The 20,026-nt window shown below is 52.6% G+C and carries 19 protein-coding genes; 3 read left to right on the forward strand and 16 right to left on the reverse strand.

Going from position 1 to position 20,026, the window contains the following annotated elements:
* Window positions 1–112: 112 nt before the first annotated feature.
* Genes hemG through pepQ form a run of 4 tightly spaced genes read right to left on the reverse strand, consistent with a single transcriptional unit; the run spans window position 113 to window position 4,105 of the window.
* A complete protein-coding gene (gene hemG / locus OGY13_RS11165; RefSeq protein ID WP_032945724.1) occupies window positions 113–658 on the reverse strand; it encodes a menaquinone-dependent protoporphyrinogen IX dehydrogenase in 546 nt (181 codons plus the stop codon).
* 11 nt (window positions 659–669) lie between these two features.
* Window positions 670–2,121: a Trk system potassium transporter TrkH gene (gene trkH / locus OGY13_RS11170; RefSeq protein WP_003017848.1), complete on the reverse strand. Its 1,452-nt coding sequence runs from the start codon at window positions 2,119–2,121 to the stop codon at window positions 670–672.
* Between the two features lie 38 nt (window positions 2,122–2,159).
* Entirely contained in the window at window positions 2,160–2,774 is a 615-nt protein-coding gene (locus OGY13_RS11175; protein WP_003017851.1) for an IMPACT family protein, read from the reverse strand.
* Window positions 2,774–4,105 carry a Xaa-Pro dipeptidase gene (gene pepQ, locus OGY13_RS11180; protein ID WP_008787103.1) on the reverse strand — a complete coding sequence of 444 codons (1,332 nt, stop codon included), beginning with the start codon at window positions 4,103–4,105 and terminating at the stop codon, window positions 2,774–2,776. Before pepQ ends, OGY13_RS11175 begins: the two co-directional genes overlap by 1 nt.
* Before the next feature lie 188 nt (window positions 4,106–4,293).
* On the opposite strand from pepQ, the gene fadB reads away from it, so the two are divergent.
* Window positions 4,294–6,483 (forward strand): fatty acid oxidation complex subunit alpha FadB, encoded by a 2,190-nt coding sequence (gene fadB, locus OGY13_RS11185; protein ID WP_213752707.1) that lies wholly within the window; start codon window positions 4,294–4,296, stop codon window positions 6,481–6,483.
* A gap of 9 nt (window positions 6,484–6,492) precedes the next feature.
* Window positions 6,493–7,656, forward strand: coding sequence for an acetyl-CoA C-acyltransferase FadA (fadA, locus tag OGY13_RS11190; protein WP_079935188.1), 1,164 nt, complete (start codon window positions 6,493–6,495; stop codon window positions 7,654–7,656).
* Between the two features lie 213 nt (window positions 7,657–7,869).
* On the opposite strand, the gene OGY13_RS11195 is transcribed toward fadA, so the two are convergent.
* The 4 genes from OGY13_RS11195 to ubiD all read right to left on the reverse strand — a co-directional run bounded on the left by OGY13_RS11195 (window position 7,870) and on the right by ubiD (window position 12,237).
* Window positions 7,870–8,850, reverse strand: a complete 981-nt coding sequence (locus OGY13_RS11195; RefSeq protein WP_032945721.1) for a LacI family DNA-binding transcriptional regulator — start codon at window positions 8,848–8,850, stop codon at window positions 7,870–7,872.
* Window positions 8,847–9,773, reverse strand: coding sequence for an ROK family protein (locus tag OGY13_RS11200; RefSeq protein WP_213752706.1), 927 nt, complete (start codon window positions 9,771–9,773; stop codon window positions 8,847–8,849). Before OGY13_RS11200 ends, OGY13_RS11195 begins: the two co-directional genes overlap by 4 nt.
* Before the next feature lie 228 nt (window positions 9,774–10,001).
* A complete protein-coding gene (gene fre, locus OGY13_RS11205; protein WP_003828903.1) occupies window positions 10,002–10,703 on the reverse strand; it encodes an NAD(P)H-flavin reductase in 702 nt (233 codons plus the stop codon).
* A 40-nt stretch (window positions 10,704–10,743) separates the two neighbouring features.
* On the reverse strand, window positions 10,744–12,237 hold the full coding sequence (gene ubiD, locus OGY13_RS11210; RefSeq protein WP_100271702.1) for a 4-hydroxy-3-polyprenylbenzoate decarboxylase: 1,494 nt from the start codon (window positions 12,235–12,237) through the stop codon (window positions 10,744–10,746).
* 204 nt (window positions 12,238–12,441) lie between these two features.
* Between ubiD and rfaH the strand changes: the two genes are divergently transcribed.
* Window positions 12,442–12,930, forward strand: coding sequence for a transcription/translation regulatory transformer protein RfaH (gene rfaH, locus OGY13_RS11215; protein ID WP_003017881.1), 489 nt, complete (start codon window positions 12,442–12,444; stop codon window positions 12,928–12,930).
* A gap of 5 nt (window positions 12,931–12,935) precedes the next feature.
* Here rfaH and tatD read toward each other — a convergent pair whose 3' ends face one another.
* From tatD to rmuC, 8 genes are all read right to left on the reverse strand, one after another.
* Window positions 12,936–13,718, reverse strand: coding sequence for a 3'-5' ssDNA/RNA exonuclease TatD (gene tatD / locus OGY13_RS11220; protein ID WP_213752705.1), 783 nt, complete (start codon window positions 13,716–13,718; stop codon window positions 12,936–12,938).
* Between the two features lie 41 nt (window positions 13,719–13,759).
* Window positions 13,760–14,551 carry a Sec-independent protein translocase subunit TatC gene (gene tatC / locus OGY13_RS11225; RefSeq protein WP_003828911.1) on the reverse strand — a complete coding sequence of 264 codons (792 nt, stop codon included), beginning with the start codon at window positions 14,549–14,551 and terminating at the stop codon, window positions 13,760–13,762.
* A 2-nt stretch (window positions 14,552–14,553) separates the two neighbouring features.
* Window positions 14,554–15,102 carry a Sec-independent protein translocase protein TatB gene (tatB, locus tag OGY13_RS11230; protein WP_008787098.1) on the reverse strand — a complete coding sequence of 183 codons (549 nt, stop codon included), beginning with the start codon at window positions 15,100–15,102 and terminating at the stop codon, window positions 14,554–14,556.
* Window positions 15,103–15,105: 3 nt separating this feature from the next.
* Window positions 15,106–15,360 (reverse strand): Sec-independent protein translocase subunit TatA, encoded by a 255-nt coding sequence (gene tatA, locus OGY13_RS11235; RefSeq protein WP_003017888.1) that lies wholly within the window; start codon window positions 15,358–15,360, stop codon window positions 15,106–15,108.
* 78 nt (window positions 15,361–15,438) lie between these two features.
* The gene (ubiB, locus tag OGY13_RS11240; protein WP_003828916.1) at window positions 15,439–17,079 is read right to left on the reverse strand and encodes a ubiquinone biosynthesis regulatory protein kinase UbiB; all 1,641 of its coding nucleotides are present in this window, start codon (window positions 17,077–17,079) and stop codon (window positions 15,439–15,441) included.
* Window positions 17,076–17,681, reverse strand: a complete 606-nt coding sequence (gene ubiJ, locus OGY13_RS11245) for a ubiquinone biosynthesis protein UbiJ (protein WP_003828918.1) — start codon at window positions 17,679–17,681, stop codon at window positions 17,076–17,078. The genes ubiB and ubiJ overlap by 4 nt, the downstream gene beginning before the upstream one ends.
* A 13-nt stretch (window positions 17,682–17,694) precedes the next feature.
* The gene (gene ubiE / locus OGY13_RS11250; RefSeq protein WP_003017897.1) at window positions 17,695–18,450 is read right to left on the reverse strand and encodes a bifunctional demethylmenaquinone methyltransferase/2-methoxy-6-polyprenyl-1,4-benzoquinol methylase UbiE; all 756 of its coding nucleotides are present in this window, start codon (window positions 18,448–18,450) and stop codon (window positions 17,695–17,697) included.
* Between the two features lie 94 nt (window positions 18,451–18,544).
* Entirely contained in the window at window positions 18,545–19,975 is a 1,431-nt protein-coding gene (rmuC, locus tag OGY13_RS11255) for a DNA recombination protein RmuC (RefSeq protein ID WP_213752704.1), read from the reverse strand.
* Window positions 19,976–20,026 lie beyond the last annotated feature (51 nt).

The following is a 20,026-nucleotide window of genomic DNA, read 5'->3' on the forward strand; positions in this document are numbered from 1 at the left end:
GCTTGTAATCCGTTGTTCCGTGTCAGTGGAGGCGCATTATAGGGAGTTATTTCAGGCTGACAAGGGGAAATTTAAAATAATCTTCCGAGTGCGTATTTTTTATTCTTTGCGCTTATTTTAACAACGCTTTGTTGGTTAATTGGGCTATTTCTCGCGCGAATCTCGCAACCTGTTCCCAATCGGTATACACCACTTCTTTATTCGTATCCGTTTCACCGCCTGACATCTTCATTATCAGTTGGATCATAACGCGGTCATACCAGCGATAGCGTGGATACAGCAAAGCACCCGCAATAACTGCGCTGTGGTCTGGTCGCCACGGCGAACTCATCAGGAACTTACGCGCATAGCTGTTGGTTTGCGGCGTACGTTTCTCCGGTTTACGGGCAACCAGGTTTACGGAGTAGAACGCGCTCGGCATCGAATTCAGCCGTGTGGCATGCTTTTTCACAAACTCCTGAAAAGCAGCATGGTAATGACCGTAGCGAATCGAGGCGCCAATTACCACGCTGTCATAATTTTGCCAGTCCGGCTCCGCGGTACGATGCAAATTAACAACATCTGCCCAAACGCCCAGCTCTTTGAGTTCAGAAGCCAGATACTCAGCGATTTCACGCGTTTGTCCGTCCCGGGAAGAAAAAAGAATCAGTGTTTTCACGTGTTACTCCATTATTCACGCCAGAAGGTAGGGGTAAAGAGCACCAGCAGAGTAAAGACCTCCAGACGACCAAACAGCATATTGGCAATCAGGATCCACTTCGCCACAGGGTTCATACTGGCAAAGTTGTCGGCGACAACCCCCAGTCCAGGCCCCAGGTTATTCAACGTTGCCACAACAGAGGCAAACGCGGAGAAGTCATCAACACCGGTCGCAATAATCGCCAGCATACTGATAATAAAGACCAGCGCATAGGCAGAGAAGAATCCCCATACGGCTTCAAGAATTCGCTCCGGCAACGCACGGTTACCCAGTTTGATACTGTAAACCGCATTCGGATGGACCAGTCGTTTCAATTCGCGGTTACCCTGCTTAAACAGCAGCAGGATACGAATCACCTTCAAGCCACCGCCCGTCGACCCGGCACAGCCGCCGATAAAAGCAGAACACAGCAACAACACTGGCAGAAACAGCGGCCAGCGGGCAATACTGTCCGTGGTAAATCCGGCGGTCGTCGCCATCGATACCACCTGGAAAAAGGCCTGGTTGATCGTCGTGAGCGCCGAGCCATAGGTATTGTGTATCCATAGCACCAGCGTACAGACTGCCACCAGCGTCAGCTGCACGCCGATAAACATGCGGAATTCCGGATCCCGCCAGTAGACCTTCAGACTACGCCCACTTAATAAAGAGAAGTGCAGACCATAGTTACAACCGGAGATCAGCAAGAAGATAGCAATGATGGTGTTAATCGTGGGACTGTCGAAATACCCCACGCTGGCATCGTGTGTGGAAAAACCACCGATGGCGATTGTGGCAAAACTGTGCCCTATGGCGTCAAACGCGGGCATCCCGGCAAACCATAGCGCCAGCGCGCACGCCACCGTCAGTAATACATAGATTAGCCACAGCGTTTTCGCCGTTTCGGCAATACGCGGGCGCATTTTATTATCTTTCAGCGGCCCCGGCATTTCTGCACGATAGAGCTGCATCCCACCAACGCCAAGAATAGGCAGGATAGCCACCGCCAGCACGATGATCCCCATCCCGCCGAACCATTGCAGCATCTGGCGATAAAAGAGAATCGCGTGTGGCAATGAATCCAGCCCCACCAGCGTCGTCGCACCTGTAGTGGTTAATCCGGAAAAGGATTCAAAAAAAGCGTCGGTTATCGTTAGGTTAGGGCTTTCCGCAAAGATGAACGGTAGCGCACCCACACTGCCCAGAACGGTCCAGAACAAAACGACAATCAGAAATCCTTCGCGCGATTTCAGTTCACCCTTCTCTTTACGGTTTGGCCACCACAGCATGGAGCCGATCGCCAGAGCAACGAAGAAAGTTTGGGTGAATGCACGCCCTGCCCCATCGCGGTAGATGAGCGCTACCAGTCCGGGGATAATCATTGTCCCCGAGAATAAGATGACCAGTAGTCCAACGATTCGGGTGATGGCGCGAAAATGCATCTCTGCCGCTTCCTTAGTTCTTTAAAATGAGGTGGGGATTATTCTTCAATCGCTAACAATTGCAATGAACCACGACTAAAATCCGCCAGTTTTGCCGAAAACTCATCCACTTTGGCAAAAGGAAGCGCCACCCTGAGCCGAACAAAAGCCTGGTAATCACTGGCAACGACTTTACCGTCAAACTGCCCCAGCAAGGCTTCAATGCCTGCCAGCTGACCGTACTCACACTGCAAAGTATATTCGGTTAATGGCGTCTTGCGCTGTGTCGTTAACTGGCGCAACGCCTGATTCACACCACCACCGTAGGCTTTTACCAACCCTCCAGTACCGAGAAGGATACCGCCGTAGTAGCGCACGACTACAGCGGTAATCTCGCCGACACCGCTCCCCATCAGCTGCGCAAGCATCGGTTTACCTGCCGTACCCGCCGGTTCGCCATCGTCTGAAAACCCTAGCTGCTGCGAGTCATTGGGCGCACCCGCCACCCACGCCACACAATGGTGGCGGGCGTCCGGGTGTTCCGCTTTGACTGACTCAACAAACGCCTTTGCCGCTTCTACGCCGTCCGTATGGGCGAGCAGCGTAATGAAGCGGCTTTTTTTGATCTCTTCGACGACGCTAACCGGCGCCGCAGGGATTAACCAACTGTCCATTACGCCAGTTTCAAATCCCGCGTCATGTTTTCGATATTGTTTTCGTGGACCACCACGTTGTCTTCAATACGAATACCGCCGAACGGTTTCAGTGCTTCAATTTTCTGCCAGTTGAAGTGCTTGCTGAACTGTCCTTCACGCCACGGTGCCAACAGAGATTCAATGAAGTAAATGCCCGGTTCGATGGTCAGAACCATCCCTGGTTGCAGTACGCGGGTGCAACGCAGGTAAGGATACTTCGACGGCGCGGCCAGATGAGTACCGCTGTCATCCTGCATAAAGCCTGCGACATCATGCACCTGCAGACCCAGCGGGTGACCAATACCGTGCGGCATAAACGGCCCGGTAAGATCGTTTTCCACCATCGCTTCTTCACTCATACCGGTGATGATTTGATGCTTACGCAGCAGCTTCGCGATACGCTGATGGAACTGAATGTGATAATCCACGTAGCTTGTGCCTGCTTTCATGGTGGCAATCAGCGCCAGCTCTTCGTCGTTAACGTCTTTCACCAGATGCGCATAGTCGTTGTCGTTTTTCGCCGACCAGGTACGCGTCAGGTCTGCCGCATAACCGTTGTATTCCGCACCAGCATCGAGCAGGAAGCTGCGGATTTCAGACGGCGCCTGATGATCCAGCTTGGTGTAATGAAGAACCGAAGCATGCTCGTTAAGCGCCACGATGTTGCTGTATGGCACGTCGGTGTCGCGGTGACCGGTGGCAGTCAGGTAAGCGAGGTTGATGTCAAACTCGCTCATTCCGGAACGGAACGCTTCTTCTGCTGCACGGTGTCCATTTACCGCCATTTTCTGCGCTTCGCGCATACAGGCCAGTTCGTATTCCGTTTTATAGGCGCGGTAATAATGCAGGTAGTCGATCACACCTTTCGGGTTGATGTTGCTGGCCGCGATGTCCAGTTGCAGCGCACGTTCCGGAACCGGGCCGATGTAACCGATATTGCCGCGAGCAGCAGGCAGTTGGCTACCGATACCATCCGCTTTCGGCAGCGCGATGATCTCGATTTCTTCCGTCCAGAAAGAGGTTGGTAGCGGCTCAACGTTGTGCCAGTAATCGACCGGCAGGTAGAACCACAGTTTCGGCTTGTTTACGCCATCCACCAGCAACCAGCAGTTAGGAACCTGTGTTACAGGCACCCAGGCTTTAAATTGTGGATTGACCTTAAACGGATATGGATGATCGTCGAGAAAGACGTTAACAAGTTCGCCAGAGTGAATAAGTAATGCATCCAGTTTGAAGCGATCCAGCGCGTCGCGCGTCCGTTCCTGTAAGGTAACGATATGATTTTTATAGAGTGCGGCCAGCGATTCCATTTTCTATCCTTCTGTTTTTTGACCTCAAGTCTCCGCATCTTAGCACATCGCTTTGTGAGTGCGTGATTTCTGCCGAGCGTGATCGAATCGTCATTTCTTTAATCATTCATTTGCATTTTATTAACATAAAACACACACTTCGATTCATCTGGTATGACCAGATCACCTTGCGGATTCAGGAGACTGACATGCTTTACAAAGGCGACACCCTGTACCTCGACTGGCTGGAAGATGGCATCGCCGAACTGGTGTTCGATGCCCCTGGTTCGGTCAATAAACTCGACACGGCCACCGTTGCCAGCCTGGGCCATGCGCTTGATGTGCTGGAAAAACAACCGAATTTAAAAGGGCTGCTACTGCGTTCTAACAAAGCAGCCTTTATTGTTGGTGCCGATATCACCGAATTCCTTTCACTGTTCCTCGTGCCTGAAGAACAACTGAGCCAGTGGCTGCATTTTGCCAACAGCGTCTTTAATCGCCTCGAAGATCTGCCTGTTCCGACCCTGTCAGCAGTAAACGGCTACGCGCTGGGTGGCGGCTGCGAGTGTGTTCTGGCAACCGATTATCGTCTGGCAACGCCGGACCTGCGCATTGGCCTGCCGGAAACCAAGCTGGGCATTATGCCGGGCTTTGGCGGCTCCGTGCGTATGCCACGTATGCTGGGTGCGGACAGCGCGCTGGAAATTATTGCGGCAGGTAAGGATGTTGGTGCTGAGCAGGCGCTAAAAATCGGCCTGGTCGATGGCGTAGTGAAGCAAGACAAACTGCTTGATGGCGCGATCGCAGTATTACGTCAGGCGATTAACGGCGACCTCGACTGGAAGGCCAAACGTCAGCCGAAGCTGGAGCCGTTGAAACTCAGCAAAATTGAAGCGGCTATGAGCTTTACCATCGCTAAAGGCATGGTGGCACAGACGGCAGGGAAGCATTATCCCGCGCCGATTACCGCGGTAAAAACCATTGAAGCAGCGGCCCGTTTTGGCCGTGAAGAAGCGCTGAATCTGGAAAATAAAAGCTTTGTTCCACTGGCGCACACCAGTGAAGCTCGCGCGCTGGTTGGGATCTTCCTTAACGATCAGTTCGTCAAAGCCAAAGCCAAAAAACTCACCAAAAATATTGAAGCACCGAAGCAAGCTGCGGTGCTGGGCGCGGGCATTATGGGCGGCGGCATCGCTTACCAGTCAGCCTGGAAAGGCGTGCCGGTTGTCATGAAAGATATCAACGACAAATCATTAACGCTGGGCATGACTGAAGCGGCCAAGCTGCTGAACAAACAGCTTGAGCGCGGCAAAATTGACGGTCTGAAAATGGCGGGCGTGATTTCCACTATTCATCCAACCCTCGACTATAGCGGTTTTGAGCGTGTGGACGTGGTGGTTGAAGCTGTCGTAGAAAACCCGAAAGTGAAAAAAGCGGTACTGGCAGAAACCGAAGATCAGGTACGCCCGAACACCGTACTGGCTTCAAATACCTCCACCATCCCAATCAACGAGCTGGCCAGCGCGCTCAAGCGCCCGGAAAACTTCTGTGGGATGCACTTCTTTAACCCAGTACACCGCATGCCACTGGTTGAGATTATTCGCGGCGAGAAAAGCTCGGATGAAACCATCGCCAAAGTTGTCGCCTGGGCAAGCCAGATGGGCAAAACCCCAATTGTGGTCAACGACTGCCCCGGTTTCTTCGTGAACCGCGTGCTGTTCCCGTATTTTGCCGGTTTCAGCCAGCTGCTGCGCGATGGGGCGGATTTCCGCAAAGTCGACAAAGTCATGGAAAAACAGTTTGGCTGGCCGATGGGCCCGGCTTATCTGCTGGACGTGGTGGGAATTGATACCGCACATCACGCGCAGGCAGTGATGTCCGCAGGCTTCCCTAAGCGTATGCAGAAAGATTATCGCGACGCGATAGACGCCCTGTTTGATGCGAACCGTTTCGGACAGAAAAACGGTCTTGGATTCTGGCGTTATAAAGAAGACAACAAGGGCAAGCCGAAGAAAGAAGAGGATGCCACCGTTGACGATCTGCTGGCAGAAGTCAGCCAGCCGAAACGCGACTTCAGTGATGAAGAGATTATCGCTCGCATGATGATCCCAATGGTCAACGAAGTGGTGCGTTGTCTGGAAGAAGACATTATCGCCAGCCCGGCAGAAGCCGATATGGCGCTGGTTTATGGCCTGGGCTTCCCTCCGTTCCATGGTGGCGCGTTCCGCTGGTTGGATACGCTCGGCAGCGCGAAGTATCTCGATATGGCCCAGCAGTATCAGCACCTCGGAGCGCTGTATGAAGTTCCGGCTGGTCTGCGTGATAAGGCGCGCCATAACGAACCGTATTATCCCCAGGTTGAGCCTGCCCGCCCGGTTGGCAGCCTGAAAACGGCTTAAGGAGTCACAATGGAACAGGTTGTAATTGTTGATGCGATCCGTACCCCGATGGGCCGTTCGAAAGGGGGCGCGTTTCGTAACGTGCGGGCAGAAGATCTCTCCGCACACTTAATGCGTAGCCTGCTGGCGCGAAATCCTGCGCTGGAGCCATCCGCGCTTGATGATATTTACTGGGGCTGTGTGCAGCAAACGCTGGAGCAGGGTTTCAACATCGCCCGTAACGCCGCGCTGCTGGCGGAAGTTCCGCACTCCGTTCCAGCCGTCACGGTCAACCGCCTGTGCGGTTCGTCCATGCAGGCGCTGCACGATGCGGCACGCATGATCATGACCGGCGATGCTCAGGCGTGCCTGATTGGCGGCGTGGAGCATATGGGCCATGTGCCAATGAGCCACGGCGTTGATTTCCATCCGGGCATGAGCCGCAACGTGGCAAAAGCCGCGGGAATGATGGGTCTGACTGCGGAAATGCTCTCTCGCATGCACGGCATCAGCCGTGAAATGCAGGATGCTTTCGCCGCACGTTCACATGCTCGCGCCTGGGCTGCAACACAGTCTGGCGCATTTAAAAACGAAATCATCCCGACCGGCGGCCATGATGCCGACGGCGTGCTGAAGCAGTTTAACTACGATGAGGTTATCCGCCCGGAGACAACCGTTGAAGCGCTCTCCACCCTGCGCCCGGCGTTCGATCCGGTTAGCGGAACGGTCACTGCCGGTACCTCCTCCGCACTCTCCGACGGCGCTGCGGCGATGCTGGTCATGAGCGAAAGTCGCGCCCGTGAGCTGGGTCTGACGCCGCGTGCCCGTATTCGTTCGATGGCTGTTGTTGGCTGCGACCCTTCAATCATGGGTTACGGTCCGGTTCCGGCCTCAAAACTGGCGCTGAAAAAAGCGGGACTCTCCACCAGCGATATCGGTTTGTTTGAGATGAACGAAGCCTTTGCCGCTCAGATCCTGCCGTGCATTAAAGATCTGGGGCTGATGGAGCAGATCGATGCGAAGATCAACCTCAACGGCGGGGCGATCGCTTTGGGCCATCCGTTGGGTTGCTCTGGGGCGCGTATCAGCACCACCCTGCTCAATCTGATGGAACGTAAAGACGTACAGTTTGGCCTGGCGACGATGTGTATCGGGTTAGGCCAGGGCATCGCGACGGTATTTGAGCGAGTTTAATCAAAGCATGCCGGGGGCGATTCGCTTGCCCGGCCTACGAAATGTTATCTCAAAGCCATTGGTGCCAGAACAAGGCGGCAAGTGAATGAATCCCGATGAGCTTACGTATAGTAAGTGATTCGGGTGAATGAGCGCAGCCAACACAGTTATGGTGCCAATGGCGAAGAGAGAAAGTTTAGTTGCCGTTCTTCCCGCCTGTCAGGGGCGGGTTTTTTATTTCTCTGAACTACCACGTACCACTAACTGCACCGGCAACAGCAGATTCTCTTCCTGATTTTCTTCCAGCAATAAACGCAGCGCTTCACGCCCCAATTGTTGTTTATCAACCGCAATGGTGGTGAGTGGTGGATGTGACCAGGCCGCAGCATCGATATCATCAAACCCAACCAGCGCAAGATCTTCCGGGATACGTATACCCTGCTGCGCACACACCCGTTGAACAACCAGCGCTGCCGCATCGTTATAGGCAAAAATAGCGTCGGGCGGCTCTGGCAGACTGAGCAATTCATTCACCGCCTCCACCAAAGATTGCTCGGTATCCAGCAGCGGCGGCGCAATGGCTTCATACTCTGGCGGCATCAGCAAACGGGCCTCATACAATGCCTGACGGTAACCCTTCTCGCGCTGACGGATGCTGTAGTGCGCAAGCGTGCTGGCAAGAAAAGCAATACGGCTGCGACCTTGTGCAATCAAATGTTGTGTAGCCAGATAACCGCCCTGGGTGTTGTCCGGATTCACGCAAGGCAGGCCCGGAGCCCAGAGATCCACCAGCACCAACGGCAGCTTCATCTGTTGCAGCAAGCCAAGTAATTCAGGCTCAAAAAATCCGGCACAGATCAGCGCATCAGGCTGGTGCAGCAGCACCTGCTCACTCACTGCATCGCCTGGACCAATGGAGAGAAAGCTCAGCGCAATACCATGGTCACGACAATTATCTTCTATCCCCAGCAGCAGTTGAGAATAAAACGGCAATGCCCGGCTGATATTGTGCTGGCGGTGAAGCAAAAACAGGACGCGTTTGATCTTGTCAGTGCGCAGACGGGAAAAATCATAACCCTGCTGCTGCGCCACAGAAATAATGCGCAGCCGGGTGTCTTCACGCAGCCCCGGCTGCCCTTTTAGGGCGCGGGAAACTGCACCAACTGAAACACCACAAGCTTCGGCAATATCTCTGATACGTACAGGTTTCGTCATTTCACTCTCATTGATTCTACTATGGCTTGTTGCGCCCCCAGCCAGGCCGCACCGCGTACGCCGCTGCTGTCGCCGTGACGGGCCCGAACGATCGGTGTGCGGCACTGCTTACCAAATACGTACTGCGCCACTCGCGCCTGCAAACCCGAATACAGTAAATCGATATTGGATACCCCACCCCCAAGCACGATAACATCGGGATCGAGCGTATTCACCACGCCCGCCAACGCACGCGCCAGTTGATCGCAATAGCGTTCCCATACAAAGCAAGCATCCGCATCACCCGATTCTACCTGTTGCATAATTTGTGGCACACCCACATGCTGCGCGGTGTGATTCAGGTACTGGCGTTCCAGACCGCTGCCGGAAATAAAGCTCTCAATACAGTTCAACTGTCCGCAATAGCATCTCACTCCAGCCCCGTCCTGAGATTCGTGGTAGCGCGGCAATGCATTATGCCCCCACTCTCCTGCGCAGGCGTTAGGTCCAGAGATCAAGCGGTTATCGATGCATAGTCCACCGCCGCAACCGGTACCGAGGATCACGCCAAATACCACGCTATACCCGTGTCCGCTACCGTCCATCGCTTCCGACAAGGTAAAGCAGTTGGCATCATTAGTAACCGGCACTGGCATTCCTGATGCTCGCTCAAGGTCTTGCGCAAAGGCCTGTTGATTGAGCACCAGGATGTTCGAATTCTTAATCAAACCTTCGCTATCCACCGCGCCTGGCACCCCAACGCCAACCGATAAAGGCTGATTAACGGCCAGTCTGGCCTTAACAATCATCTCCGTCACGGCCTGGAAAAAATCACCGTAACTCTGCTTTGGTGTCGCGCATCGCTCGCGGTAAACAATTTCACCCGCGTTATCAATCACCACCGCTTCGATTTTACTCCCGCCAATATCCAGTCCGAGTCTCATGGTCTTCCTCGTTTGCGCCTCGCAATTTGATTGTGTCTAGTTTGCCAATTTTGTTTACTAAACAAATAGAGACCTGTCACAAAAGTTAAGTTTTGTGATTAATAGATAGGAAAAACATGTTTACTAAAAAACGTGGTGAAAAAGAGAAACAACGAGACCGGGCTTGCACCCTGTTAGAAGAAGTAAGCTTGGTGATGAATGCGCCGGAAGGGCTCCGGCGCACAGCGCTTAAATGAACGCGAAAGCGTCGCCAAACAGGCGATCTTCACGCGCACTGCGCTCATTACAGAAGAGATCGCGCGCGATTTTGGCCATTTCAAAACGCCCGGCAATGTAGATATCATGCTCCGCCAGGGTACCGTAATCCTGCAATACTGCCGTTAACACGGTTCCCGTACGACCACGCCAGCCGTCTTCAGGCTGTTCCACCACCGGCTCAACGCGCAGATTCGGGTGGTTCACAGACAGCGCTTCCAGCTCGGAGAGATCGTAGAGATGCTTCTCCTCGCGACCGCCCCAGTAAATGGTGATATCGCGGTTTGGGTTGCGCGCGAGCGCGGTAAGCAGAATAGAACGCACGTAAGAGAACCCTGTACCACCGGCAATCAGGATCAGCGGGCGCTCGTCTTCGTCACGCAGCCAGGCTTCGCCATGCGGAATGTCGACCTTGATTTCCCGGTCTTTCAGAATACGGTCCATCACGGCCATGGCGTAAAGATTTAGCTCAGAGGCGCCAACGTGCAGCTCAATGAATCCTTGCTCGTCCGGCGTTGATGCCATGGAGAACGGACGCTTATCCCTTTCATCCATCACGACCATTAAATACTGGCCAGCACGAAAGGAAAACGCCGCGTCTGGCACTAAACGAACGCGATATACGGTGTCAGTGATAGCTTCTACCGAGGTCACTTTACAGCTTAAGGTTGTCATGCGCTCTCTCTGTCGGATCAATAGGCAAAACGATCGCGCCTCAGGCGCTTTTGCCGTCATTAAAGATGGCCAGTTCATCCCAAATTGCGTCAATGCGCGCAGTCACTTCAGGATCCTTTTTAATCGGACGTCCCCATTCACGTTGGGTTTCGCCCGGCCATTTATTTGTGGCATCCAGCCCCATTTTTGAACCAAGGCCGGAAACCGGCGAGGCAAAGTCCAGGTAATCAATTGGCGTATTCTCTACCAGTACCGTATCCCGGGCCGGGTCCATACGGGTAGTAATTGCCCAAATCACATCATTCCAGTCGCGTGCGTTGACGTCATCATCGCAAACAATAACAAATTTGGTGTACATAAACTGACGCAAAAACGACCAAACACCCATCATGACGCGTTTGGCATGGCCAGCGTACTGTTTTTTCATCGTCACGACGGCCAGGCGATAAGAACAGCCTTCCGGAGGTAGATAAAAATCGACGATTTCCGGGAACTGCTTTTGCAGAATAGGCACGAAGACTTCGTTCAGCGCCACGCCGAGCACCGCGGGTTCATCTGGCGGGCGTCCGGTATAGGTAGAGTGATAAATTGCATCTTCACGCTGGGTAATGTGCGTGACGGTAAAGACCGGGAAGCTATCTACTTCGTTGTAGTAGCCGGTATGATCGCCATACGGCCCTTCCGGAGCCAGCTCGCCCGGTTCAATATACCCTTCCAGCACGATTTCAGCGCTGGCAGGCACTTCCAGGTCGTTGGAAATACATTTAACCACTTCGGTCTTGGTTCCGCGCAACAGTCCGGCAAATGCGTACTCGGATAATGTATCAGGGACCGGCGTCACGGCCCCCAGAATGGTCGCAGGATCTGCTCCTAACGCCACAGAAACCGGGAAGCGTTCACCCGGATGCGCTGCGCACCACTCCTGGTAATCAAGCGCGCCGCCGCGATGGGACAGCCAGCGCATAATGAGCTTGTTTTTGCCAATCAGTTGCTGACGATAGATGCCCAGATTCTGCCGCTCTTTATGCGGACCACGCGTTACGGTGAGCCCCCAGGTAATCAGCGGCGCGGCATCTTCCGGCCAGCAGGTCATAATCGGAATGCGTTTTAAATCAACGTCATCGCCCGAGTAGATTTTTTGCTGACAAGGTGCACCGCGCAACCGCTTAGTCGGCATGTTCAACACCTGCTTAAACTGCGGCAGCTTATCAAACAGATCGCGGAATCCTTTCGGTGGCTCTGGCTCTTTCAAAAACGCCAACAGTTTACCGACTTCTCGTAGCGCCGAGACATCTTCTTGTCCCATCCCCATCGCAACACGCTTTGGTGTGCCAAACAGGTTACACAGCACCGGCATTGAATAGCCTTTCGGATTCTCAAACAGTAACGCAGGCCCACCGGCACGCAGAGTGCGATCGGCAATTTCAGTAATTTCCAGGTGGGGATCCACCTCAAGCGAAATGCGTTTGAGCTCGCCCTGCTGTTCAAGCAGCGTCAGGAAGTCGCGTAAATCGTGATATTTCATGGCGTCCATTGTGGCCTCTTCGTAAGCGCTTCATTATACGGCGTTCATCATTGTGATGCTGTATTTTTGTTAAATTAGCGTGAACTCTGGCGATACATATAAGCCCCGGGCGTATATACCCATTGGGTTTCAGCCTGCGTTGAGGTGGGTATAATTAACTTAACGCATGGCTTTTGCTATGCTTGCGCTCAGAACAAGCGGATAAGAGTTATTATGCAATCCTGGTATTTACTGTACTGCAAACGTGGGCAACTTCAGAGAGCCCAGGAACACCTGGAAAGACAGGCGGTGAACTGCCTGACGCCTATGATCACCCTGGAAAAAATAGTGCGCGGTAAACGTACCACAGTCAGTGAACCACTATTCCCTAATTACATGTTTGTCGAGTTCGACCCGGAAGTGATCCACACCACCACTATCAATGCCACGCGTGGTGTCAGCCATTTCGTCCGTTTTGGCGCGACGCCTGCGACCGTCCCTTCTCCCGTTATTCACCAGCTTTCTATCTACAAGCCTGAAGGTATTGTGGACCCGCAAACTCCTCAGCCAGGGGACAGCGTGATTATTACTGAAGGGGCATTTGAGGGGCTAAAAGCGATCTTCACCGAACCGGATGGCGAAGCGCGTTCCATGCTACTGCTTAACCTGTTGAATAAAGAAGTTAAGCAGAGCGTGAAAAATACCGGTTTTAGAAAAATTTAAGCCGTTTAGAAGGTCACTTCAAACAACGTTCGGACGTTAGCATCAATGGTTGCTGACAGCCATTGAGGATCTTCTCCGCGCCAGTGGGCAATACGCTCAAGAATATGTGGCAGGTGCGCCGGTTCATTGCGCCGTGACGTCGGTTTAGGCGTTAAGTCGCGAGGAAGTAGGTAAGGCGCATCGGTTTCGATCAGTAGTCTTTCTACCGGAATAAACGGCAGCAGTTCCCGCAGTTCCATCCCCCGACGCTCATCACAGACCCAGCCGGTAATACCAATATAAAGCCCTCGGTCCACACAGTCCTGCATCTCCTGCCGCGTTCCGGTAAAACAGTGCAGCACCGCGCCCGGGAGACTATCCAGCCACGGCTCCAGCAACGTCAGAAAACGCTCATGGGCATCCCGACAATGCATGAAAATCGGCATCTGCAGTTCAGCAGCAATGCGCAGTTGTGCCTCAAAAGCACGTTCCTGCTCCTGTGGCGTGGAGAAATTGCGATTGAAATCCAGACCGCACTCGCCAATAGCGACCACCTCAGACTGGTTTGCCAGCGCGATAATCTCGTCTTCCGTTGAGGATTGCCATTGGCTACTGTCATGCGGGTGCACACCAGCCGTGGACCAGCAATGCGGATAATGTTGCGCCAACTTCAGCGCCTGCTGGCTTTCGTGCAGGTTTATTCCGGTCAGAAGCATACCGTTTACGCCCGCAGCAAAGGCGCGCGCCACAACATCATCCCTGTCTTTCGCAAATTGTGAACTGGTTAAATTAACGCCAATATCAAACATGCTACCTCCCATATGACAACCGCCCTGACGGGCGGTTGAATTTACTCTTCTGTTTTCTCGGTGGCTTCGGCTTCTTTTGCTTCTTCAGCCTCGTTGTCCTCATCTCGCGTACGTCGCTTACCGACATAGAAACGAGAGAAGAAAACGCCCACTTCAAACAGGCAGTACATCGGTATCGCCAACAACGTTTGCGAGAAGACATCTGGCGGGGTCAGTAACATCCCGACGACGAATGCTCCCACCACAACGTAAGGTCGTTTCTTACGTAAATCTTCAGGTGTCGTAATGCCCATCCAGCATAGCAGCACAATGGCGACAGGGACCTCAAAAGAGACACCGAAAGCCATAAATAGCGCCATTACGAAGCTGAGATAGCTGGCAATATCTGTCGATACCTGCACGCCTTGCGGAGCCGTGTTAGCCAGAAAACCAAACGCCAACGGGAAGACGACAAAATAGGCGAATGCCATGCCGATGTAGAACAACAACGAGCTGGAGACCAGCAGCGGCACAACCAGGCGACGTTCATGTTTGTACAAAGCAGGCGCAATGAATGCCCATACCTGGTAGAGGATCACTGGCGCTGACAGGATCAGCGACACCATGAAGGTTAACTTTATTGGGGTAAAGAACGGTGAGGCCACATCGGTGGCGATCATCGTTGCACCCTGCGGCATCTGTTTAATCAGCGGTGCCGCAACCATATGGTAAATGTCGTTGGCAAAGTAAACCAACGCCAGAAAGATCACGATAACCGCAATAATGCAGTTCAGGAGTCGCTTACGCAGCTCGATAAGATGCGTAATGAGCGGTTGGGTATCTTCTACAGCCATGTTTACGGTTTATCACTCGACGAGGGGGAGGATTCGACAACAGGTGCGGCAGCTTTCTTTTCTGCATCCATCAACGTGGCGGAAGTATTTTCCGTCTGCTCTGGCGTTTTAGCACCCGCGGATTCCGGTTTTTGCTCCGGCGAACTGGCCTGGTTTTCAGCAGCGGCAGGGGTGACCCCTTCTCGCTGCGCTTCACCTTCTTTCACCACCGGATTATGGATAGTGTGCGCTTCATCGCTCGCTTTCTCAGGATCGTGCACGCTGTAAGAACGCTTCATCGATTCCGCCGCTTCACGCAGCTCATCCATTGACGCTTTCAGCTCCGGGGTCAGATTTGTCAGGCTCGCTTTCTCTACTTTCTTCAGGCTGTCCTGAAACTCCTGAAGCTTAAGCTCCTGGGTCAGTTCATTCTGAACAGTAGTTGCAAGGGAACGCAAAGCGCGAACCCAGCCAGCAACCGTTTTTACCGCTACAGGTAATCGTTGCGGCCCCAGAACAATGAGGCCGATCACGAACACCAATAACAGTTCGCTAAAACCGATATCAAACACGGATTATACCTGCTCTTTATCTTGGCTTTTGGCGTCTTCCTTTTTCACTTCACCCTGCTTATCGGTGATGGATTTAGCAGTAAAATCAGCGTCCTGGCTGGTCTTATCTTGCTTAGGCTCATCATCACCCATCGCTTTTTTGAAGCCTTTGATCGACGCGCCAAGATCGGAACCGATGGAGCCGAGTTTCTTGGTGCCAAATAGCAGTACAACGATGACGGCAATGATCAACAACTGCCAAATACTGATACCACCCATACATGTTCCTCTGTCATAGATGATGAATTAATAAGGCCGTAGTATACGTTACACGACCTGCCTTGGGCGATGAAAAATTCAGCGCATTTTGCGCCAGCCGATCAACCAGGCTATGACGCCTCCCGCCATTAACCAGCCCGGCATAAGCCCCCACTCAGGGCGGCTTACCAGCAGGAATGTTCCACTTAGCAACAATGTTGCGCCAATGCCCAATAAATAACGGGATTGTCCCTGGCGTACATGATTCGCGTGAAGCTCGCGGGCAATCTTATCAACACTGTGCTGTAAATATTTGCCCTGGCGCAAACTGTCATACACCAGTTCAGGTATTTCTGGCATTTTTTCGACCCAGAACGGTGCTTTTTCTTTAAATGCCCTAACGAGCGCTGGAATACCGACCTGATCTTTAATCCAGGATTCGAGGAATGGCTTAGCCGTTTTCCACAAATCTAACTGCGGGTAGAGTTGTCGTCCGACACCTTCAACGTACAGCAGCGTCTTCTGGAGCAATACCAGTTGAGGCTGAACTTCCATATTGAAGCGGCGCGCAGTGTTGAACAGATTCAACAGCACGTGACCAAAGGAAATCTCCGCCAGCGGCTTTTCAAAAATCGGCTCGCACACGGTACGAATGGCAAATTCAAACTCTTCTACGTTGGTATCCGGCGGAACCCAACCAGAATCTACGTGCAGTTCAGCAACTTTGCGGTAATCGCGGTTAAAGAACGCAATGAAGTTTTCAGCCAGGTAACGCTTATCTTCTTTGTTTAAAGAGCCCACAATCCCACAATCAATACCAATGTATTTCGGGTTTTCAGGGTGCTCATAACTGACAAAAATATTCCCGGGGTGCATATCCGCATGGAAAAAGCTGTCGCGGAATACCTGAGTAAAGAAGACCTGAACACCACGCTCGGCCAACAGTTTCATATTGGTGCCGTTCTTCTCAAGCGTGGTGACATCTGAAACCGGGATGCCGTAAATGCGCTCCATCACCATCATGTTCTGACTGCAGTAGTCGGAATACACTTCCGGGATGTACAGCATCGGACTATCTTCAAAATTACGTCGTAGCTGAATGGCGTTCGCCGATTCGCGCAGCAGATTCAGTTCATCGATCAACGTTTTTTCATATTCACGGACGACTTCTGTTGGTCGCAGGCGACGTCCATCTGGCAGCAGACGAGGAACCCAACGAGCCAGGCGGTAGATCAGTTTTAAATCCGCTTTGATGACCGGGAGTATGTCCGGGCGAATAACTTTGATCACCACCTCTTTGCCATTCGATTTCAATCGCGCAGTGTGGACCTGAGCAACAGACGCAGATGCCAGTGGCGTGATTTCAAAATCATCAAACCATTCCTCAACGGGCAGCCCGCCCATAGCCTCTTCGATTTGTTTTTTCGCTCTAAGCCCATCGAACGGGGCAACCCGATCCTGCAATAGCGCAAGCTGATCGGCGATGTGCGGAGGGAAAAGGTCACGACGGGTAGAGAGCATTTGCCCAAATTTGATCCACACCGGGCCCAGTTCCTGTAAAGCCAGTCTCAGCCTTTCTCCCAGCGGTTTGTCTTTATGTCGGTTGGGCATCCAGAACAACGAGTAACGCCACAACCGAAGCGGCAGCGTGATTCGCATTTTGGGGATGAGTTCATCAAGACCGTAGCTTAAAAAAGTGCGAATGATGAAATAAAGGCGCCGTACTTCACCTGGCGTCATTTGGCCTCCAGTTTTTCCAGCCGTTTGGCCAGAGATTCAACCGCGCGCTCAACGGCTGCCGTTTCTTCAGCAAACCATGCAACCTCTAGTGGACCAGGAGCCATGCGCCACTCTTCAGTGATCGCTTCGGCGACATAGCGCTGCTGGCGCTGAAAGTTATGGCACAGGAACTTCGCTCCACCACGCAAGACTTTGCTGACCCCTTCCGCGACGATATCGCCGGTATAGGGTGCTAACAGTTCTGCAGGATCCAACTCCGCCAGATCGGCCAGCGCAACAAAGTTCTGTACTACCTGGATATCGCCCTGGACTTCCAGCTCACCGCTGCGGATGAGCGTGGTGAGTTGCTGTCGGTCACGCAATTTCGGTAACACACTGGCATATGTGATTACGGTGCAATCGGCTTCGCCTTCCCATGCCCCCAGCACATCGACCTGGCGCTCGCTAAATACCAGGACTAACGGTGTTGAAAATCCTTTGAGATCAACACGCAGCACCTTACCCTGTAAACGCGTTCGGGCTGACTTCAGCGCAGGAGAACGGTACAGAAAGGTGTTGAGCAGATTTTCAACGCCTGCGGTTACTAAGGGTTTTAAAGGCATCCCCACTCTCCTGTCAGAACTTGTAACCACGATGCAGCGCAACGACACCTGCTGTCAGGTTGTAGTAATCAACGCTTTCGAACCCGGCATCTTGCATCATTGCTTTTAAGGTGTCCTGATCGGGATGCATACGGATGGACTCCGCCAAATAACGGTAGCTGTCCGCATCGCTTGCTACCATTGAACCTATGCGCGGCAGAACATGGAAAGAGTATGCGTCGTAGGCTTTGCTCAACGGTTCGATTATGGGTTTGGAGAATTCCAGCACCAGTAGACGTCCGCCCGGCTTCAATACGCGGTACATGGAGCGTAATGCTTTGTCTTTATCCGTTACGTTGCGCAGACCGAAAGAGATGGTGATGCAGTCAAACGTGTTGTCAGGGAAAGGTAATGCTTCCGCATTCGCCTGAACGTACTCAACGTTACCTACCACGCCAATATTACGCAGCTTTTCGCGACCCATTTTGAGCATTGAGTCATTGATATCCGCCAGCACAACTTTGCCGGTTTCACCAACCATGCGAGAGAATTTCGCCGTCAGATCGCCGGTACCGCCTGCTAAATCGAGAACGGTTTGCCCGCGACGCACGCCACTGCAATCAATGGTGAAGCGCTTCCACAAACGATGAATGCCAAATGACATTAAGTCATTCATAACGTCATATTTAGACGCCACAGAATGAAAAACGTGGGCCACCATGTCAGCTTTCTGCTCTTTAGCGACGGTCTGAAAGCCAAAGTGCGTCGTTTCTTGTGAATTATCCACCATCTCAGTGCCTGCTCATCCAAAAAATGTTCGAGAAGTGTAACAGATTGGGCCAATTTGCCCTACCCTTCTACCGGGTTCAACTACCCCAAATGGACTAGTTTGATTGCTGATTTACCGCTTCATCCTCGGGGTAAGACGCATCTTGTTGCGTCTCAGGGACCGAGCGCAAGCGGTATTCTTCATCCTGTGTAGTAGCTTGTTCAGCCAGCTCAGGATTTATCTCGCGCTTAATTTCCACGCCTAAACTACGAAAAGCTTCTGCCTGCGACAGGACGTTTCCACGACCGGAAGAGAGTTTTTTCATCGCCTGTCGGTAGTTGTCCTGGGCTTTGTCCAGGCTTTGACCTATTGCCGACATATCATCCACAAACAACCGCATCTTGTCATAAAGTTTGCTGGCCCGATCGGCAATTTGTTGCGCATTACGACTCTGATGCTCGTAGCGCCACAGGTTGGCGATCGTGCGCAATGCCACCAACAGCGTGGTAGGGCTCACCAGCATAATGTTATTTCTAAGCGCTTCGGTAATCAGTTCGGGCTGTCTGTCGAGCGCCAGCAAAAAAGCGGGCTCAACGGGGATAAACATCAGCACGTAGTCAAGCGTACGCAGCCCAGAAAGCTGCTGATAATCTTTGCGCCCCAGCAGTCGAATATGGTTGCGCACCGAGGCGATGTGCTCCTGCAATGCACTTTCGCGGGTGTATTCATCTTCTGCGTTAAAATAGCGCTCATAGGCGACCAGCGTCATTTTCGCATCGATCACCACATCTTTACCCTGCGGTAGCCGAACGATGACATCAGGCTGCATTCGCGAACGGGCGTCGTTTTCGATGCTGACCTGGGTTTCATATTCATAACCTTCACGCAGACCAGAGGCTTCGAGTACCCGCGTGAGTACGACCTCTCCCCAGTTACCCTGCGTTTTGTTATCGCCTTTTAATGCCCGCGTCAGGTTTACCGCTTCCTGCGCCATCTGCGCATTCAGTTGCTGGAGATTACGAATTTCGTGTGCCAGGGTATGGCGTTCTTGTGCCTCTTTACCAAAGCTATCCTGAACCTGGCGACGAAAACCGTCCAGTTGTTCACGAAGCGGCGCAAGCAGGCTGTTCAGACTTTGGCGATTTTGCTCATCAACACGGCGGTTGCTGTGCTCAAAAATACGATTCGCAAGATTTTCAAACTGTTCACTCAGACGCTGTTCGCTGTTGATCATCTGGCGGATTTTATCTTCCGCATGCTGTTGCGTTGCTTCCAGCCGGGTAGTGACTTCACGGAGATCGGCTTCCAGAGAGGTGTTGATACTGTGCAGACTGCGTAATTCGTTATTGAGGAGTTCGCACTCATCACGCCAGTGAGCTTCCTGCGAGAGCTGCTGGCGGGCGGCGCTTAGCGCAATATCCAGTTCACGTCGCTCTTCGATGAGGTCGGCACGGATTTGATCGGCGCGTGCTTTTGTCGCCAGCCACCCTACCAGTAGCCCTGCGGCTAACGCCAACACGGCACTCATCATAATTGAAATATCCACAACGCCCCCTTACAGCAACGACTTACCCGCACAAAATAGAATTGTGCTGTA

The sequence above is a fragment of the Citrobacter sp. Cpo045 genome (assembly GCF_030332875.1).
GTDB lineage: Bacteria > Pseudomonadota > Gammaproteobacteria > Enterobacterales > Enterobacteriaceae > Citrobacter > Citrobacter portucalensis.

What these genes read in the sequence shown, in the direction of transcription:
- trkH (WP_003017848.1), bottom strand. Translation starts at nt 2,121, where the DNA reads ATGCATTTTCGCGCCATCACCCGAATCGTTGGACTACTGGTCATCTTA.
- tatD (WP_213752705.1), bottom strand. Translation starts at nt 13,718, where the DNA reads ATGTTTGATATTGGCGTTAATTTAACCAGTTCACAATTTGCGAAAGAC.
- ubiB (WP_003828916.1), bottom strand. Translation starts at nt 17,079, where the DNA reads ATGACGCCAGGTGAAGTACGGCGCCTTTATTTCATCATTCGCACTTTT.
- ubiJ (WP_003828918.1), bottom strand. Translation starts at nt 17,681, where the DNA reads ATGCCTTTAAAACCCTTAGTAACCGCAGGCGTTGAAAATCTGCTCAAC.
- tatC (WP_003828911.1), bottom strand. Translation starts at nt 14,551, where the DNA reads ATGGCTGTAGAAGATACCCAACCGCTCATTACGCATCTTATCGAGCTG.
- OGY13_RS11175 (WP_003017851.1), bottom strand. Translation starts at nt 2,774, where the DNA reads ATGGACAGTTGGTTAATCCCTGCGGCGCCGGTTAGCGTCGTCGAAGAG.
- OGY13_RS11195 (WP_032945721.1), bottom strand. Translation starts at nt 8,850, where the DNA reads ATGACGAAACCTGTACGTATCAGAGATATTGCCGAAGCTTGTGGTGTT.
- tatA (WP_003017888.1), bottom strand. Translation starts at nt 15,360, where the DNA reads ATGGGTGGTATCAGTATTTGGCAGTTGTTGATCATTGCCGTCATCGTT.
- fadA (WP_079935188.1), top strand. Translation starts at nt 6,493, where the DNA reads ATGGAACAGGTTGTAATTGTTGATGCGATCCGTACCCCGATGGGCCGT.
- fadB (WP_213752707.1), top strand. Translation starts at nt 4,294, where the DNA reads ATGCTTTACAAAGGCGACACCCTGTACCTCGACTGGCTGGAAGATGGC.
- pepQ (WP_008787103.1), bottom strand. Translation starts at nt 4,105, where the DNA reads ATGGAATCGCTGGCCGCACTCTATAAAAATCATATCGTTACCTTACAG.
- rfaH (WP_003017881.1), top strand. Translation starts at nt 12,442, where the DNA reads ATGCAATCCTGGTATTTACTGTACTGCAAACGTGGGCAACTTCAGAGA.
- ubiE (WP_003017897.1), bottom strand. Translation starts at nt 18,450, where the DNA reads ATGGTGGATAATTCACAAGAAACGACGCACTTTGGCTTTCAGACCGTC.
- fre (WP_003828903.1), bottom strand. Translation starts at nt 10,703, where the DNA reads ATGACAACCTTAAGCTGTAAAGTGACCTCGGTAGAAGCTATCACTGAC.
- OGY13_RS11200 (WP_213752706.1), bottom strand. Translation starts at nt 9,773, where the DNA reads ATGAGACTCGGACTGGATATTGGCGGGAGTAAAATCGAAGCGGTGGTG.
- ubiD (WP_100271702.1), bottom strand. Translation starts at nt 12,237, where the DNA reads ATGGACGCCATGAAATATCACGATTTACGCGACTTCCTGACGCTGCTT.